This window comes from Paraburkholderia sp. GAS333 (genome assembly GCF_050435665.1).
Classification (GTDB): Bacteria; Pseudomonadota; Gammaproteobacteria; order Burkholderiales; family Burkholderiaceae; genus Paraburkholderia; species Paraburkholderia fungorum_A.
This window is the reverse complement of the sequence record NZ_JBNDKS010000006.1, coordinates 515,306-530,718: the sequence shown is the minus strand read 5'-3', so window position 1 is coordinate 530,718 and position 15,413 is coordinate 515,306. Positions and strand designations below refer to the sequence as shown.

Sequence of the window (15,413 nt, the reverse complement as noted above, 5' to 3'; positions counted from 1 at the left end):
ATCATCTCGACGTTGCGCTGGCACTCGCGCTCAAGACGCCGGCTGGAGGGTATCCGGTTCAGATACCCGTAGATAAAGATCTTGAGCATCACTCCAGGATGATAGGACGGGCGTCCGGTGAGCGCGGGTGTTGTACCGTCGAATCCAAGTTCTGCGAGATCCAACTCTTCTACAAAGGCATCGATGACCCTGACCGGATTGTCCTGCCCAATGTAGTCGTCGACGCATTCGGGAAGCAGTGCGACCTGCTTGCGGTCATCGCCCTCAACGAATCGCTTCATGAGTCACCCGGTATCAGCGTGTTGATTCAGTTTAGGCGATCAACGCGTTTTCACACGGTCTCGGTCGATCAGGGAAGTTCGTTGACCAGGACGATGCATCGCACACACACTCCGGGCGACCTTCCGGGTACGACCAAAGCCGGCCCTTCGGATATGCCGCTTGCCGGTCGTCTGAAGGTCAGCATTGACCTCGGAAACGGCCGCTCACTCAGTGCAAAGCGAACGGCCGGCCTCTCACATAAGCCTCTCTATTGCGAAATGCGCTTGAGGTCGTCAGGCTTCCAGGTCTTCTTGAAGAACGCCTCCTTAGGGCTATACAGACGCAAAATAATGAAATAGCCCTTGCCCGGAACCGTCCTCACCGAGTTACGCTCCTTGCCTGCCGGTGCGTTCGGGCCAAAGTAAAGATCGTATGAACCATCGGCGTTCTGCACCGGCTTGTCCATCGAATTTAACGAGGGCAGGGGCTGACCGTTTTGCAATCCGGACGCATTGATCGAGTCGTACACCGTGACTGACCAGAAGTTGGCAGCAGGAATATCGCGCGGCAGATGAAGTTGATAGCTGCTTCCGCCCTCCAGAAAATTGCCATCCGCGTCGCGCCAGGTCGACGGATATTTCGCACCCTTTTCGACGAGGTCTACGACCATTCCTGGGCTGGTCGCGTAAGCAGTTGTGAAGTACGCATCCCGTTGAGCGAGGTTGGTGAACGATCTGCTTGCCTGGAACAACGGGTTCTGGCCGGCGAAGACGTTCACCCATTGCCGGTCTGGATAGTATTTGGCCTCGGGCTGGTCCACCAGACCGTTATAGATTTCGACCTTGCTCATCCCAAACGCGGTTTTCGCCGCCTTGTCCAGCAGCTCGCGCTGCCGGGCCGTGGGCTGGAACGGTTTGCCTTTCTCAATACCGATCGCCGCCATCATGCCGCGCCAGTCCATATCTGCGGGGTCGACCGTTTCCTGATCGACAAAACGGGCCAGCATGTCGAAATACGTGCCGTCATGCGGAAACAGCATATCGGCAGGCGTCGCCGATCCATCGGGGAACTGCATCGGTTTGGCAGAATCCTTTTTGCCGTAAGGATAAATGCGCGTGCCTGCAATCAGCGCGTTAGCGGGTTTGAGATCTTTCGGGTCGGTGAAAAAGCCCCGGTAAAACACGAATACATTGTTGGTCCGGGAACGGTAAAGGTAATAGCCTTTGGGCGCGGCTCCCTTGTAGTTCCACGGGACGATCAGATACTTGCCACCCTTGCCGCCGTCAGGCCCGGCAAATCCGAAGTCGCCCGTATACGTTTTCCCGTCGATCGTCGGGCCCGAGAGCGGCCGTTGATAGAAGTCGTCCAGGATACCCTGATTCTTGGGAGGCACTTCGACAACGATCGGGCCGTCTTCGGCAAGATTGACGTACGTCATCGCGTAAAGACAATCGGAGTTCGGCGTGGTGACTTGCGTTTTCGCATTAAGGCGCTCTTTCCAGACCGGAAGCACGTTGTATCCAGCACCGTAGATTTTCTCCGAGCCCTCTTTCATCGCGAACATGTTGATCGCGGGCAGCGACCATAAATAGACCTGAACAGCTCGCTGGAAGTACAGTTCGTCCCGAAGCAGTTCGGCTGATTCATTGGTGGGAAAGTCCCCGGAAAACGGCGCGTTCGCCAGCGCGTCATGGCTTGCGGCAAGAGTCTGAGCGGGCGTCGGCTGCTGTGATTGAGCAAATGCTTCAGGGTAATACCCCGCAACGGCTAGCGCGACCAGCGCGGCAGCAAGATTTTTCGTGATTGCGGATTGCGATGTATTCACGGCTGTACTCCTGTGGCTTCTCAGAATCGTAAAGTGCAGTCCTGCTGCTGCGGCCGGAAGATCTATCTTCGAAAGGACCGAATGTGAAGTCCGGACCTTTCAGCAACGCCAGCCATGGCCATGCTTACGCGGTGAAAATCTCTACGTGAAAGAGTCATCGTTACGTGCTCTAAGGAAGCGCGTAATCTTGTATGCCCTGAGAATATTCTCGGGTCGATTACTCGCAGGAGGATCGAGTTTTTCTGGAGAATTGGCTATTGGGACAAAGGGCAACGGAATTGCCCGTGTGGGCAATCAGACTATGATTCGATGTCTTTGGAATGAGGATTCAACCGCTACGCCCGGCGGATTCAACCGGTCGATGCAACACAATGAACGTCGGCCACGGTTAAGCCATGGGGCGACATTTGCCCTCATGGCCAACTGTTTCGGGTAAACGTCTGCTTCAAGCCTGAGCTCTGCCGATTGCGAACCGCGCTTCGCGCTGCCAGTGCCGATACTCAATCTCACCAGACCTGCAAGCCTGGCGAATAGCCAGATCCCTTTCCCTATTTGCCCACAACTTCGAAATCAGGGAGCCTGAACGATTTGTTCATCAACTCCTCCGTCGGTCCGTAGAACCGTACTGTCGGAGCGGGACGCCGGCCAGCCGTCGGAATCCAGTTTGATTCAAGTCCCTTTGGCGCGTGCGGGCCGACGTAGATCGTTACGCTGCCGTCGCTATTCAATTTCATCTTGTCCATGTCGTACGAAGACAAAGTGGTGCGTTCGCTGTTGCTGTAAATGTAAGTCCACGTCGCATGGTCGTAGACGGTGATGGCCCAGAATTGCTTTGCAGGCATCGCCGCCGGAAGCGTGATCTTGTAGTTCGTCTTTGCGTCGAGCAGTTTGCCGTTCTTGTCGGCCACGGCAACCATATACATGGTCCCCGGCGAATCGCTCAGCGTCTTGGGCATGTAGATGCACCAGAAGAAAGCCCTGGCCCGTCCTACATAATCAACCCGGTCGTCGTACACATAATCGAATTGCTTTTTTTCGTCGGGGAGCAGTAATGAAATGTAGTGCCGGTCGGGCCAGTAGAGAACCTCTTTGGGTGGATGATCGAAGTATGACTGCAGGCTGAACCATGCGTCGGCAGCGCCCTGGCGCATTGCCCGGATCGTCTCGGCATCCGGATTGAACGGCTTGCCTTTCTGGATTCCCAATGACGCGAGCATACCCATCATCACTTTGTCTTCGGGCCTGACGGGCTCGACGTTAGCTATGTCGGCAAGATCATTGAAAAACCGTTCGTCGAAAAACGGGAGTGTCGAGTAGCGCTGATTGCCTGGGTCGACGAACCGTTGCTGCGGTGGATTGGCAGCATCCGAAAGATAGTACAGGCGTAGCCGGTGCGAGAAATTGAACGCATCGTCGACCGTTTTTCCGGGTTGCACGATCGAGCGGAATGCCATCGTGATCCGATAGTTGGGAGACGCAACGTGGATATATCCCTCAGGGATCGGTCCGGTATAGCCCGGCGGGGTGAACAGATATTTGCCGCCCTTTCCCTGATCCAGTCCAGATGGACCGACGTCGGCAATCGTAAATTGCCACGCGTCGACGACCTGTCCATACAGACTGCCGTCTGTTCCAGACGGTGGAATTTCGAGCACTACCGGTCCCTTGCGAAGGTCCGTAAATGCGGAGATATAAGGCGTCGAACTATTACCTGTCACTACTTCGAGATTCGGCGTTGCCGGTTTCGAATACGCCAGGATATCGTTGTCCTTCAAACCGAGGGCTTCGGCGCCAGCGGGACGAAAGCGATAAATCTCCACAGCGGGCAGCGCCCAATTGACCGCTTCGAATGCACGCTGCCTCAATATCTGATAATTGAGGTCTGCGGACGGTCGGCTGCCCGCCGCCGGCTGGCCTCCAAGCGGCTCTTTACCATCCTGGGCACCGGCGGTGCCGGATGCGAGAGCGAGCAGGTAAATCACTGCCATCGTAAAGCGCCGTTTTGTCATGTTCATCATGAGTTGACACCGCCTCGATTAACAGAAGGACCACGTCGGGACCGGATGCGCGCGTGAGCCCATTGCTGCATTGCACCGCGGAGCATTCCACAGGACCGCGGGCTGGTCTCAATCCGAACACAATGCGTTCGCTACTCACCCCCCTTAGTGTCGCTGATGCCGCGGTACGACGCGATAGGGGATAGGGGCAACCAGATTGCCCTTTGGTGAAAGGTCCGTCCCATTTACCGGGCCGTGCCCGGCAGACAATCGGCCATCGGTCGCTCCCAGTGACAATGAATGACTTGCAACGAGTCGGAGAGCAATCGTATCGTCGGTATCGGCGCGGCCGGCCGTTATGGGTAGGCCTGGTCTGATCACGTCGGGCTCTATGTGGTCACTATGAGCCGTTCAGGCGGCACACGTAGCAAGCGACGATTCTGCGTGGCGGCGTTGGTGCACTTGCAGTCAAAGGTCACGAAACTGCACTTCAAAGTTCTGAACGCGCAAATGCCGAAACAAGATATTCGATGAACACTCGAACCCTCATCGGTACCCGGCGACCCGCTGGATAGACAAGATGAATAGGCACGCGATCGGGTTGCAAATCTGGCAACAACAACTGGACCTCGCCGGACTGAATTTCTTTCGCCATCAGCCAGAAAGGCGCCTGTGCGATGCCAAGGCCGTGCAGCACAGCCGCGCGAATGTGCTCCGCATCGCCAGTCAGCAGCGACCCGTGCGGCACGTAGGAGACGCGCTCCTTACCGTTCCTGAGCGACCACGGGTAGCGCTCGCGGCCATTCGCAAAGACGATGCAGGCGTGCTTATCAAGGTCCGCAAGCCGCGTCGGAATACCATGATCGGCAAGATAGCCAGGGCTGGCCGTGAGCACGAAGTCTGTCTCGGATAGCTTCCGCGCAGTGAGGGAAGAGTCCATCAGTCGCCCATGGCGAACTGCCAGATCGACGCCGTCGCCGACAAGATCGACATGCCGTTCCGATACCGACAATTCAATCGCGACGTCCGGATACTGCCGGAAGAACTCCGGTAGCAGCGGCGTGATGCAAAGCCGGCCATGCGCCGGAGCCGTATTGACTCTGACCACGCCTCGTGGCGACTGCTGCCGCTCGCCTACGGACGACTCGAGCGCGTCGAAGTCATCCACCAGTTGCCTCGCTGACTCGTAGAAAGCTTGTCCCGCGTCCGTGATCACAACCTGGCGCGAGGTCCGCAAAACGAGTTGGGCGCCAAGATGCCGTTCCAGCGCGCCGATCTGCTTGCTGACCGCAGGCTGTCCAATCCCTTCCTCCCGCCCAACGGCAGAAAAACTGCCGCATTCGACGAGGCGTACAAACAGGCGAATCGCGTTCATTCGATCCATAGGGGCTATCCGCATCGATTCCAGAGTGGAATGGATGGTATGCCCTGAGACAGCGTTTCGGCAATGAATGAGTTTGCTTATCGTACGGTCATGCCATTACCGACATGTAACCCGGAGGAGTTGAACGATGAAAGCAATTTGCGTAACACCCGACCGCGAGCTCGAGGTTCGTGACATCCCGACCCCGATCGAGCCTGCGCCCGGCCATGTGCTGATCGACATGGACGCCTCGGCAATCAACCACGGCGACAAGACTTTCCTGAGGATGCCCACGGCAGCGGGTAACGCCCTTGCGCTGGGTCCGCATGGAGTATGGGGTGCCTCCGGGGCTGGGCGCGTGGTCGCAGTGGGCGCAGGCGTTCCCCTGGAATATACGGGCAAGCAGGTGGCGGTATACCGGTCGCTTGACAGAAGCCCGGAGAGTGTTGGGCTTTGGTGCGAACGGGCACATGTACCTTATACGACCTGTTTGATCTTGCCGGACCATGTTCGTGCGCGCGACTATTGCGGCTCGCTCGTCAACGTCATGACGGCCTACGCCTTCCTCGAAGAAATCGTGAGCGCGGGCCACAGGAGCGTCATCGTCACGGCTGGAAATTCGGCCACCGGACACGCGCTCGCTTCGCTTGCGCGCAGAAGAAACATACCGGCGATTTTGCTGGTGCGTACAACGGCAGCGCGGGACGCGCTGGCCCGTCTGGGCGTGGAGCATGTCATCGTCACTACCGAGGGCTTCAACGACAGGCTCAGTGTGCTTTCCGCCGAACTGGGGGCGACGGCGGTATTCGATGGGGTCGGCGGCGACTTGCTAACGAGCATCGCCCCTGCGTTGCCGATGAATTCGACGATCTATTTCTACGGCTTTTTGGGAGGCACTGCGCCGTTTTCCATTCAGTCCGTACTGTTCATGATGAAGAACCTGAGCATGAAGCGGTTCAGCAATTTCGAAAGCCGGACAGTGAAGGAGCAGGCGAGGCTTGTTGCCGCGCTGAAAACGCTTGAAGGCGTGATCGACGATTCCATGTTCACGACCAGAATCGGTAAAGAATTTCATCGCGATCAGATCAGGCTCGCGATGGCTTACGAATCTGCGGATGGCGCCAAAGCTGTCCTCGTCACTTAGGTCGTCAGCGGAGGGGGCGCCTCGGTGCGGCGCAGGAGTCTGTCGTGACCGATGGTGTATGTCGGCAATTCGTGGACAACAAGGCACGGTCAGATCCGGACCGTGCCTTGCATCAATGGTCGGCGCTCAAATGACGCCTGAACCAGTCCGCAGCGCACCGACTGGTAGTGTCGAAGTGCTCTACATAGGGCGTAAAGTGTCCGCCCGCGATCATCTCGAGTTGCTTGGGTTGCAGCGCTTCCTCATACGCACGCAAACACAAATCGGTGGCAGTCAACGTGTCGGCATCCGCGACGATCATCAGCAACGGTGTGGGGCTGATGCGCGCGATGTACACACCGGGCTCATGTTCGCGAGAAAGCTCGGCGCTGCGCAGCGTTACCTCGTTGTGCCAGTTCTGCGAAAAAGCCGCTGTTCCGGCGAAAAACTCGTGGCTGTCCGCGCCTGCCATCGCGCATGGCTCGGCGGAGTCGGCACTCGTCGCGGGCAGCATGGCGGGCGATCCTCCGGCGAAGCGCCGCGCACGGTCCGACTCGAAACGGCTTAGCAACGCCGGCACGTGATCGGCGCGGGTTCGGCGCAATGCCGACTGATAACCACTAATCTGCGGCACTTGCGAGACCACGCACTTCACGCGCCGATCAATCGCAGCAACTTCAAGCACATGCCCACCGCTAAAACTTGAACCCCAGATGCCCATGCGCGACGCATCCACCTCGGGGCGCGTCGACACATAACTGAGCGCATCGCGATAGCCTCGCTTCTGCAAAGCCGGGTCGACTTCCTGGCGGGGCATCCCTTCACTCTCGCCGAAATTACGGTGATCGTAGACGAGCACAGCGAAACCCGCGTTCGCAAACACCTCGGCGTAGCGATCAAGATACTGCTCCTTGACTGCGGAGAATCCATGCGCCATCACGATGGCCGGATGCGCGCCCGCCAGCGCCTGTGCGGGCAGATAGAACCAGCCGCGCAGACGCACGCCCTCTGAAAGAAAGTCCACGTTTTGACGTTCCATTGCGTATCCCTGGTGAATTACCTGACGCGCTTCAATTCGGCGCATGAGGCGTCACGATACCCGGCCGCGGCGCGCAACTCACCCTCGATCTGGACATCCACTACGCCGGATCGGACAAGCTGAAATAGGCGCTCGGTGTCGTGCCTGTCACGCGACGGAACATCGCCGTAAAGGCGCCCGGCGTTTCGTAGCCGAGCGCGATGCTCACTTCACCGACGGGCCTGTCGGCCGCGAGCAGCGGCAACGCATGCTGGACGCGCACGAGTTGGCGCCAATGCACGAACGACATGCCGGTTTCGGCGACAAAAAGGCGCGCGAGCGTGCGCGTCGACGCACCCGCTTGCCTGGCCCACGCGTCGAGCGTACGCGCGTCGGCAGGCGCACTGAGAATCGCGTCACAAATCCGCTTGAGTCGACGATCGCCGCCACTCGGCATGCGCAGTGGATGGCCCGGCACCCATTCGATTTCGGCGAGCAGATGCGCGATGACAAGGCTATCGCGCCCGGCAGGTTCGTCGTCGAGCGGAATCGATGCAGCGCGTATGATCAGCTCGCGCAATAGCGGAGTTACGTTGACGGCGAGCGGTTCATCAGGAAATCCGGGTGGACAGTTTTCGGTACGGATGTACGGGCTGCGCAATGAAACGGCCCCCCGCGCGCGCATCGCGTGTGGCATGCCGGCCGGCATCCAGAGCGCCCGCTGCGGCGGAACGAGCCAAAGCTTCTGCCCAGCTATGACTTCGATGGTGCCGCGCGTCGCATAGATCAATTGCGCGCGAGCGTGCCTATGCTCGCCGACGGCAAAACCGTCTGCATACTCCTTGGCCATGACGGAAGCTAGACCGGGAGCACCCTGATAGTCTGCGGGATTGGTGCTGCGGGACGTGCACTGCGCAGAAGAGTTGCGCGGTTGGGCTACAGACGACATTGGCAGGCTGGCTGTGCGGGAGCGAGTCAGTATAGTTCAGCCTGCATCGTCTGGCGGAGCGGCGGTCTCTCTGAAAGAAATGCGGCCATTCGCTGCATCGAGTGCCGGTAGTCGAGAGCGCTCCGGGCTATTAAGAAAATATGTTCGTCTGACGGAGGCCGCCTACGTTTGCATTTTTTCTTATTTATTGTGAAGGGACAACAATCCGCAGACAGGCCGAAAGTCTCGTTTGCGAAAATTACTGTATGAATGTACAGTATCCGGCATGAGCGGTTGAAACAGTGAACCGGCACTTTTCTGGAGTCCAATTGATGGACATGCGCGTGCGGAAGCCTGTCAGTCATCCGATGCCGGAAACAGCGGCATTCGTTGCCGACATGAAGTCGGCATTTGGCGAGCAGGAAATTGACGAAGCCATTCGTCGCGGCAAAGCCGGCGAGCCGACGTTTTATGCCAGCGAAAACGGCCGCTCGGTGGGCACCGCGGCGGCGGTCGCATCGAGTGCATGGCGTGTCGACCGTTCGGTGCGCGACCGCCATTACTGTGACGGCTGCGACGGTTCGTGCATTGGTACGGCAAGGTCTTGTCGTCCGTAGACGCAAACAGATAGACGGAGAGAACATGCTTCGAGTTTTTGGCGCCGGCGTACTCCTGCTGACGATCGCTTCATCGGTGTCGGCGGGGGAGCGCTACGTGGAGATATGGAATCCGCCTGAGGCACGCATTGGCGCACCCACGAGCAAGTCTGCGCCGAAGACTCACGGTGCGACTGTCACCAGCCGCAATGCCGGCAAGGTGGTGCCGCGGCGTGTGGCAGATCCGCTGTCCCGATCGGCCCCGGTCAAACATGCGCCGGTCGCTGTGGTAAAGAAGCCGTCTGTTCCGCCGTCCCTCTATATTCCGAGAGTGATTACGCCGGAAGGTAACGTGCTTCGTGTCTGAACTCGTAATAAGTCAGTTCGGGTTGACGGCTGCCTTCGTGTAACAGGTTGCGGGAGAACTGATGGGACCCGATACTGGTACCTGTGAGGCCATCGTATTGCCGCGCTGAAAGTCGCTAAAGCAGTTCAATGCAGCTCAATGCAGAGACAGAAAGTGGAGTCGGAAAACTACAAGGGATATTCCGTTTGGGGCCACGCCATTCTGCAGAACGGCGGATATGCAGCGGGCGGAACCATCATGCGCGAGGGCAAGCTCGTCGAAGGTTCCGGCGTACTCGGCACCTATGAATCGGACGATGAAGCGCGCATAGCCGGGCTCGACTGGTGCCGGGCGTGGGTCGATAGTCACGGCTGAGAGCTGAGAGCTGAGAGCTGAGAGCTGAGAGCTGAGAGCTGAGAGCTGAGAGCTGAGAGTGGCAGTGGCGGGCGGACTCGCGCGGCGAGCCGCCACGTGAAGCAGATCGACGGCCGACAGGTCAACATTCAGGAGGGTGGGTGCACGCGGACATAGGCAGTCAACGACGATGGCAAACGCCCGGTTGACAAGCTGTGTTTGTCTATCGCCACGCGTTCAGCGCTGCGAGGCTGCTCACGTCCACGCTCACGCGTGCAAAGACAAGCCTTTCACCGCTTTGTCCACGGCTTTCTTGGGGCCATGCAACGCGAGGCCCACGAAGTCGAGATTCGCCGCATCGCCGGCACGAAAAACTTCGCGATTCGCTGCATCGTGCCCGGTCGAAAACATCGCATGGACATACGGCACGATCTTGAGTTCGCGGGTCAGTGCCTGCCGGTGCGCAGCCTGAAGACCGGGCAGGTCGGCGGCGAATACCAGCATCGGTTGACCAAGCATGCGACCGTATTGACGGTTGGCTGCATCCTCGTAGGGCTCACCGAGTGCTTCGGGCATTGCAGCGGCAACGCCGGTCGCGAGAAACGCGACTACATTGAGTTTTTGCCAGACCGCGAGATCGTCGCGCACGATCAGGGCCACTTTGGTATCGAACATGATTGCTCCTCGTTGAGACGCTCATGATCGGTGACCCGAGGTAATCAGTCTGGAACGTTTGTGCACATGCGCCGGTAGGCGGCCGGCGTCATCCGGTAAGCGCGGCGAAACCAGCGGCCAAGATGGCTCTGATCGGCGAAGCCGACTTCGGCGGCGACTTGTGCGGGCGTACGGCCGACCGCCAGTAATCTGCGCGCGGCGCGCAGGCGCAAGCGCACCAGATACGCGTGCGGCGACGTGCCGAACGTGCGCTGAAACAGGCGAGTCAGGCGGAACCGGTCAATGCCGGCCATATCGGCAAGTTCGTCGAGTCCGAGGTTGCCGTCCATCTGCTCGTGCAACAGATCGCGCACGCGGGCGACGGCGGGCGGCGCGGCGAGTTCGTCCGTCAGTGGTGCGTCGCGCAACTGGCCGCCGAGTTGCATTAGCAGGCGGTCGAGAGTCTGGTCGCGTGCAAGCCTGCCTTCGTCGCCGTAAATGGCCATGAATGCCTGGCGGATCGCATCGACGAGGCTGCGGTCGTCAACCAGCGTATGGCCGAAGGCCGCTTCGACGCCACTTAGTCCGGCAATATTCAGCCGCCGCGCCGCCTGCTCGACCCAGGCTTGCGGCAGATACAGCATCGCGTAGGTGAAGCCGCTCGCGTCTGGCGCGTGGCCGTCGTGCAGCGCGCCCGGTTCGATCAGGATCGCGCGGCCCGGCACGCTCGTGTGCAGCGACCGGTGGCACTGGAAGCGTTGCACACCCTGCTCGGTGTAGCCGATCAGCATGTCGTCGTGATCGTGAGGGTCGTACGCGTGGCCGCTGAAGTGCGCGCGCAAACCTTCGATGCCGGTCTCCTGATCGCGTCGCGCGACCAGCCAGTTGTCCGCGCGGCCGTCGCGTGTCGTCGCGCTCGTCATAACTTGCTTTGCTCCTTGTCATCACTCGGCATTACTGCGCAGAAGTGTACGTCAGCGGTCGGTGGACGATGTGGCAGGAGGGCGTCCGCGTTCCCTGTGCGAAGAGCCGCGCCGCGTCGGAGAGTGAGCGTGCAGGCCTTCGCGCAAAGGAAAGCGCGCGGCGCTGTCTGCGAAAGCCATCCTTCAATGGTCGAGCCTGCGCGTGCAGCCGCCGACTGCCGTCATCCGCGAGTCGCTCCTTTCACCGCGCGCCGAAGAGTACGCCCCGATGGCAGATCGAACGTCAATCGGGCAACTTTTTCCGGGCGCCGCTCGGCTTCATCCGCCAGTCAAAGACCGTTAGCGAAAGCAGGACAAAGCAAAGAAGAATACAAGAGCGTCGCCCCTGCCATCATTAATGCACGACGGCACGACGGCACGACGGCACGACGGCACGACGGCACGACGGCACGACGGCACGACGGCACGACGGCACCACCGCACCACCGCACCACCGCGCTACAACACCACCTCACTGCGTCGCACACGTAAAGCTCGACGCGGCATTCACGTCGCCGGAACCGCTATACCGCGGGAAAGCCGGATATTCGCAAAGCGGCCGCGTGCGCCCCGGTACGCCCGCTGTATCCGCGACAATTTGTGCGGGTGGCGCGACACCTTTCTCGACCCAGTTCTCCAGCGTCGTGAGCGAATCCCACGCTGCGTTGAAGACTGAACTCACCGCGTGTCCGTAGCCCGGAATCTCGTAGAAACGCACAAAATTAGCGACGGTAGACGCCCCCATCGTCGATTGCAGCCGCTGATAGTACTGCTCGGACGAGCGCGTGCTGACCAGTGCGTCGGCCATCCCATGCGCCATCAGGATTTTGCCGCCCTTTGCGTTGAACGCCGACAGATCGGTTTTGTTGACGTCCTGCAACCCCGTCAGTTGGCTGATCCGCGCCTGCAGACTGCCCGGGTTTTGCGGATCGACATTCAGCGAGTTGTAGCTCGCGTCGCGCGTGACGAAGTAGCGGATCCACTGGTCCCAGAAAACGCTCATGTACGGAGCGGTGGTGGGCATCGGCGACGCGGGTTGCGAAGTGCCCATGGCAAGCGTCGTGACGGTCGGCTGCAAGGCCGACGCGTTGACAATACCCAGATCTGCGCCATACACGTTGAAGCCGGGATACTGCGTTTCGCCGCTGGCGAGCGTGTAGCTGAACGTGATCGGCGTGTTGTACACGTTGAGCGCCGAAATCTGTGCATCCGACAGACACGTATCGCCGGTATCCGTGCCGCCGGTACAACGCAGAGGCGTGCCGTTGAGCGTCGCGGTCGACGGATCGAACGTGGCGTTGCAGGCCGCGACGTTGCTGATCACGCCGTCGGCGACGCCGTCGAGCGTATCGCAGGCGGCGAGCACGGCGTTGAGCAGGACCTTGCGCTTGGCCTGATCCACATACGCGCCGGGCGCGGCAAGAGCGCGCGTGATGCGGCCAAACTGCAAGTCGAGGCTGGCGGCCGCCCACGCGGGGTAGAGCACGATCGAGCCGTCCCAATCCTGCGGCCAGCGCTGCACGACGGCGAGTGCCTCACGACCGCCAGACGACCCGCCCGCAAAGTACGCGCGCTTCGGTGCTTTCACCGCGTAGCGCGCGTCGATCAGATAGACCGCGACGTCGCGCGTTTTCTTCAGCGCGTCGCCGTCGAAGTTGTTGATCGCTTCGTCGTTCACGCCGAATGACGCGTCCTCGCTGCCGAGCGCGTTCGCCTGATGTCCCGAATCGCTGGCGAAGGTTGCGTAACCGCGTCCGAGCGGTGTGAGTTGCGTCGTGGGTCCGGCAGGGACGTTGCCGGTCGGTGCGGGAATCGTGCCGTCGTAGCCGCCGCCGCCGAACATCATGACCTTGTTGTTCCAGGTGGTGGGCATTGCGATCTGGAATTTGATCTGAGGTGCGTTCGGATCGACAGGACTGATCGCGCCGCTCACCAGGCAATATTCGCCAACCGCCGTCGCGCCGCTGCCCGACGCGGGCATCGTGGTGGCGGCCGACACGGTCGCGCCGGTAGTCGGTAAGCCGATGGACGCCGCCGGCACGGTCTTGCCGACGAGTTGCGAGCAGGTGAGCGGCGTAGCCGCCGCCGCGGGCGGGTTGAGGCTGTCGCCGCAACCGCTTAGCGAGAGCGCGGTAAGCACGGGCGCGACGATTAACGAGGAACCGATGCCGCCGGATTTCCGGGCGGTACGCTGCATCTGCATGGCCTGTCTCCGATAGTTGGATTGGTGCGTTCGCCATGTCGTCTGCGTATCGCCTGGTTTGCAAGACGTCGGGAGAGCGCCTTGCAAATCTGGTATTACTTAGCGTTCCTGTCAATAGTCTTGCCGCAAGGTCCTGAGTTTGGCGGCTGTGATGACGACAACAAACGTCCACTAGGCGGCAACCTTGACCTCATGCGTGAACGAGTTCGGCAACCGTTGCCGGTTAGTCATGCGGTGGTGGGTTCGCATGAATCCTGGACGCGTTACTTTTCTTAATCAGGTCGATGCGGGCTGACAGCAGCGGAGAATTTCAGGTTGACGGCGCTCCTGACGCAGACCGGCGAAAACCTCGCCTCCAGCGTCAGCCCTGGCCTAAGCCCCTGCTACCGCCGATTCCGCCGCGCAGCATACGCGCAACAAGCCCCGATGACGAACGCACCAAATGCCGCCATTGGCAGCGCGAGCACGAGGAAAACCGCGCCAGTCGCGACGGACACCCATGCGACAAACGAAGACTTTCTCCAGCTAACCAGTGCGCGTTGAACCATGACGCATCCCCCAGATTGGCGCGGTACGAATGTCGCGCTTGCGGCGACGATCGCTAAGGCGGCCGCCGGACGACCGTCCGGCGATCCACAAAGCGTCGGCGCTCAATGCCAGAACAGCGCGATCAGAATGATGATTGGAATCGGCACGCCGAGCATATAAAGAAGAATGGAACGCATGAAAACCCCCTTCGGAAAGTGAATCGAAGTCCCAATTAAAGCTGGCGTTCCCGCCCGCCGTACGTTGCCATCAGACTCGCGGAAAACGCGCCCATCAACAGCGAAACAAACAGCCACAGCGACGCGCCGATCGTGATCTTGCGCGCCTTGTCGGCGGCGTCTTTTGCGGCCGCGTCGAGTGCGGTGATTTTTTGCAGCAGGCGCGTGTAGGTCGTCGTCACCCGCGCCTGAGCCGCGTCAGGCGCGAGGCCGGTACGCTGCGCCACGAGTTGACCGACATAGGCGGTGTCTTCCGGCGACAGTTGATCGCCCGTTGCCGCGCTATTGAGGAAGATGCGCGCGGTTTCGAGACGCGGTGTTTCGTTGCGTCCCGAAGCATCCGGCAAAGGAGCGGGCACCCCGGCGGGCATGCGGAACAGAGAATCGATGAAATAACCGAGCGGCCAGGTGTTCATCTGACTGGCTGGATTGCCGCGCTGCATCGTCTCCATCGTGATGGTGCCGCCGCTCGACGCTGTGAGCGCCGCGGCCTGCGCGCCCGTGCGCACGATGCCCGAAATAGCCGAAGTCAGGATCGCCGCCGTGAAGAGCGTCGCGACCGCCCAGCTCAGGAAACCGTGAGCGGTATCGCGAAAGTGCATTTCGTCGATATCGACGGCCAGCCAGCGGCGGCGCAGCCGTCCCGCGAGATAGCCGCCCAGGCCCGACGTGAGGATCGACGTGACGCAGACCCACAGCACTGCCGCAAAGCCGAATGCCTTCGCGTTCGACGGCGCTGACGACCACGGTGAGATCGACGTCAAACCGAGGCCGGTGCCCAACGTCAGCAGGATGAGCGCGAACGCAGCCGCGCCCACACCACCGGCAAATATGGCGCCCCAGGAGACCACGCCGTCGTGCCGATGCGCGAACGTCACCGGATCGTTTGCCGCCAGCGTGGAATCCGCTGGATATCTGGTCTGGTCCATTGTCTGCCTCCATGTCTTTGTCGATGCCGGTATGCCCGCAATGCAGACTGCGCTGCTGCGCAGGGTGGGACCCCCGTACCGTACGCATTT

At 60.2% G+C, this 15,413-nt stretch carries 14 protein-coding genes; 4 read left to right on the top strand and 10 right to left on the bottom strand.

The annotated features are described in order from the left end of the window. The 4 genes from ABH945_RS29610 to ABH945_RS29595 all read right to left on the bottom strand — a co-directional run. On the bottom strand, nucleotides 1-281 hold a 281-nt coding region (locus ABH945_RS29610; RefSeq protein ID WP_429252977.1), incomplete at its 3' end, for a transposase. A 248-nt stretch (nucleotides 282-529) separates the two neighbouring features. Beyond that, nucleotides 530-2,086, bottom strand: coding sequence for a DUF1254 domain-containing protein (locus tag ABH945_RS29605; protein ID WP_253189853.1), 1,557 nt, complete (start codon nucleotides 2,084-2,086; stop codon nucleotides 530-532). 548 nt (nucleotides 2,087-2,634) lie between these two features. Next, nucleotides 2,635-4,104 (bottom strand): DUF1254 domain-containing protein, encoded by a 1,470-nt coding sequence (locus ABH945_RS29600; protein ID WP_429252976.1) that lies wholly within the window; start codon nucleotides 4,102-4,104, stop codon nucleotides 2,635-2,637. Between the two features lie 469 nt (nucleotides 4,105-4,573). Then, nucleotides 4,574-5,467, bottom strand: coding sequence for a LysR family transcriptional regulator (locus ABH945_RS29595; RefSeq protein WP_429252975.1), 894 nt, complete (start codon nucleotides 5,465-5,467; stop codon nucleotides 4,574-4,576). Between the two features lie 127 nt (nucleotides 5,468-5,594). Here ABH945_RS29595 and ABH945_RS29590 point away from each other — a divergent pair, with 127 nt between their 5' ends. Next, complete coding sequence (locus tag ABH945_RS29590) at nucleotides 5,595-6,590, top strand: zinc-binding dehydrogenase (RefSeq protein WP_429252974.1); 996 nt, start codon at nucleotides 5,595-5,597, stop codon at nucleotides 6,588-6,590. Between the two features lie 112 nt (nucleotides 6,591-6,702). On the opposite strand, the gene ABH945_RS29585 is transcribed toward ABH945_RS29590, so the two are convergent. Further along, nucleotides 6,703-7,608: an alpha/beta hydrolase gene (locus ABH945_RS29585; protein WP_429252973.1), complete on the bottom strand. Its 906-nt coding sequence runs from the start codon at nucleotides 7,606-7,608 to the stop codon at nucleotides 6,703-6,705. Nucleotides 7,609-7,708: 100 nt separating this feature from the next. Continuing rightward, nucleotides 7,709-8,437 carry an AraC family transcriptional regulator gene (locus tag ABH945_RS29580; protein ID WP_429252972.1) on the bottom strand — a complete coding sequence of 243 codons (729 nt, stop codon included), beginning with the start codon at nucleotides 8,435-8,437 and terminating at the stop codon, nucleotides 7,709-7,711. A gap of 410 nt (nucleotides 8,438-8,847) precedes the next feature. Here ABH945_RS29580 and ABH945_RS29575 point away from each other — a divergent pair, with 410 nt between their 5' ends. The 3 genes from ABH945_RS29575 to ABH945_RS29565 all read left to right on the top strand — a co-directional run bounded on the left by ABH945_RS29575 (nucleotide 8,848) and on the right by ABH945_RS29565 (nucleotide 9,832). After that, the gene (locus ABH945_RS29575; protein WP_429252971.1) at nucleotides 8,848-9,132 is read left to right on the top strand and encodes a hypothetical protein; all 285 of its coding nucleotides are present in this window, start codon (nucleotides 8,848-8,850) and stop codon (nucleotides 9,130-9,132) included. 25 nt (nucleotides 9,133-9,157) lie between these two features. After that, a complete protein-coding gene (locus ABH945_RS29570) occupies nucleotides 9,158-9,478 on the top strand; it encodes a hypothetical protein (protein WP_074771601.1) in 321 nt (106 codons plus the stop codon). A gap of 153 nt (nucleotides 9,479-9,631) precedes the next feature. Further along, a complete protein-coding gene (locus ABH945_RS29565) occupies nucleotides 9,632-9,832 on the top strand; it encodes a hypothetical protein (protein WP_074773235.1) in 201 nt (66 codons plus the stop codon). A 246-nt stretch (nucleotides 9,833-10,078) separates the two neighbouring features. Here the strand turns inward: ABH945_RS29565 and ABH945_RS29560 are convergent, their stop codons facing one another. The 4 genes from ABH945_RS29560 to ABH945_RS29545 form a co-directional block, all read right to left on the bottom strand. Next, nucleotides 10,079-10,486: a DUF2000 domain-containing protein gene (locus ABH945_RS29560; protein WP_074771600.1), complete on the bottom strand. Its 408-nt coding sequence runs from the start codon at nucleotides 10,484-10,486 to the stop codon at nucleotides 10,079-10,081. Nucleotides 10,487-10,530: 44 nt separating this feature from the next. Then, nucleotides 10,531-11,388: an AraC family transcriptional regulator gene (locus ABH945_RS29555; RefSeq protein WP_429252970.1), complete on the bottom strand. Its 858-nt coding sequence runs from the start codon at nucleotides 11,386-11,388 to the stop codon at nucleotides 10,531-10,533. A gap of 511 nt (nucleotides 11,389-11,899) precedes the next feature. Next, complete coding sequence (locus tag ABH945_RS29550) at nucleotides 11,900-13,624, bottom strand: tannase/feruloyl esterase family alpha/beta hydrolase (RefSeq protein WP_429252992.1); 1,725 nt, start codon at nucleotides 13,622-13,624, stop codon at nucleotides 11,900-11,902. Between the two features lie 766 nt (nucleotides 13,625-14,390). Next, nucleotides 14,391-15,323, bottom strand: coding sequence for a hypothetical protein (locus ABH945_RS29545; RefSeq protein WP_429252969.1), 933 nt, complete (start codon nucleotides 15,321-15,323; stop codon nucleotides 14,391-14,393). Nucleotides 15,324-15,413: the final 90 nt, after the last annotated feature.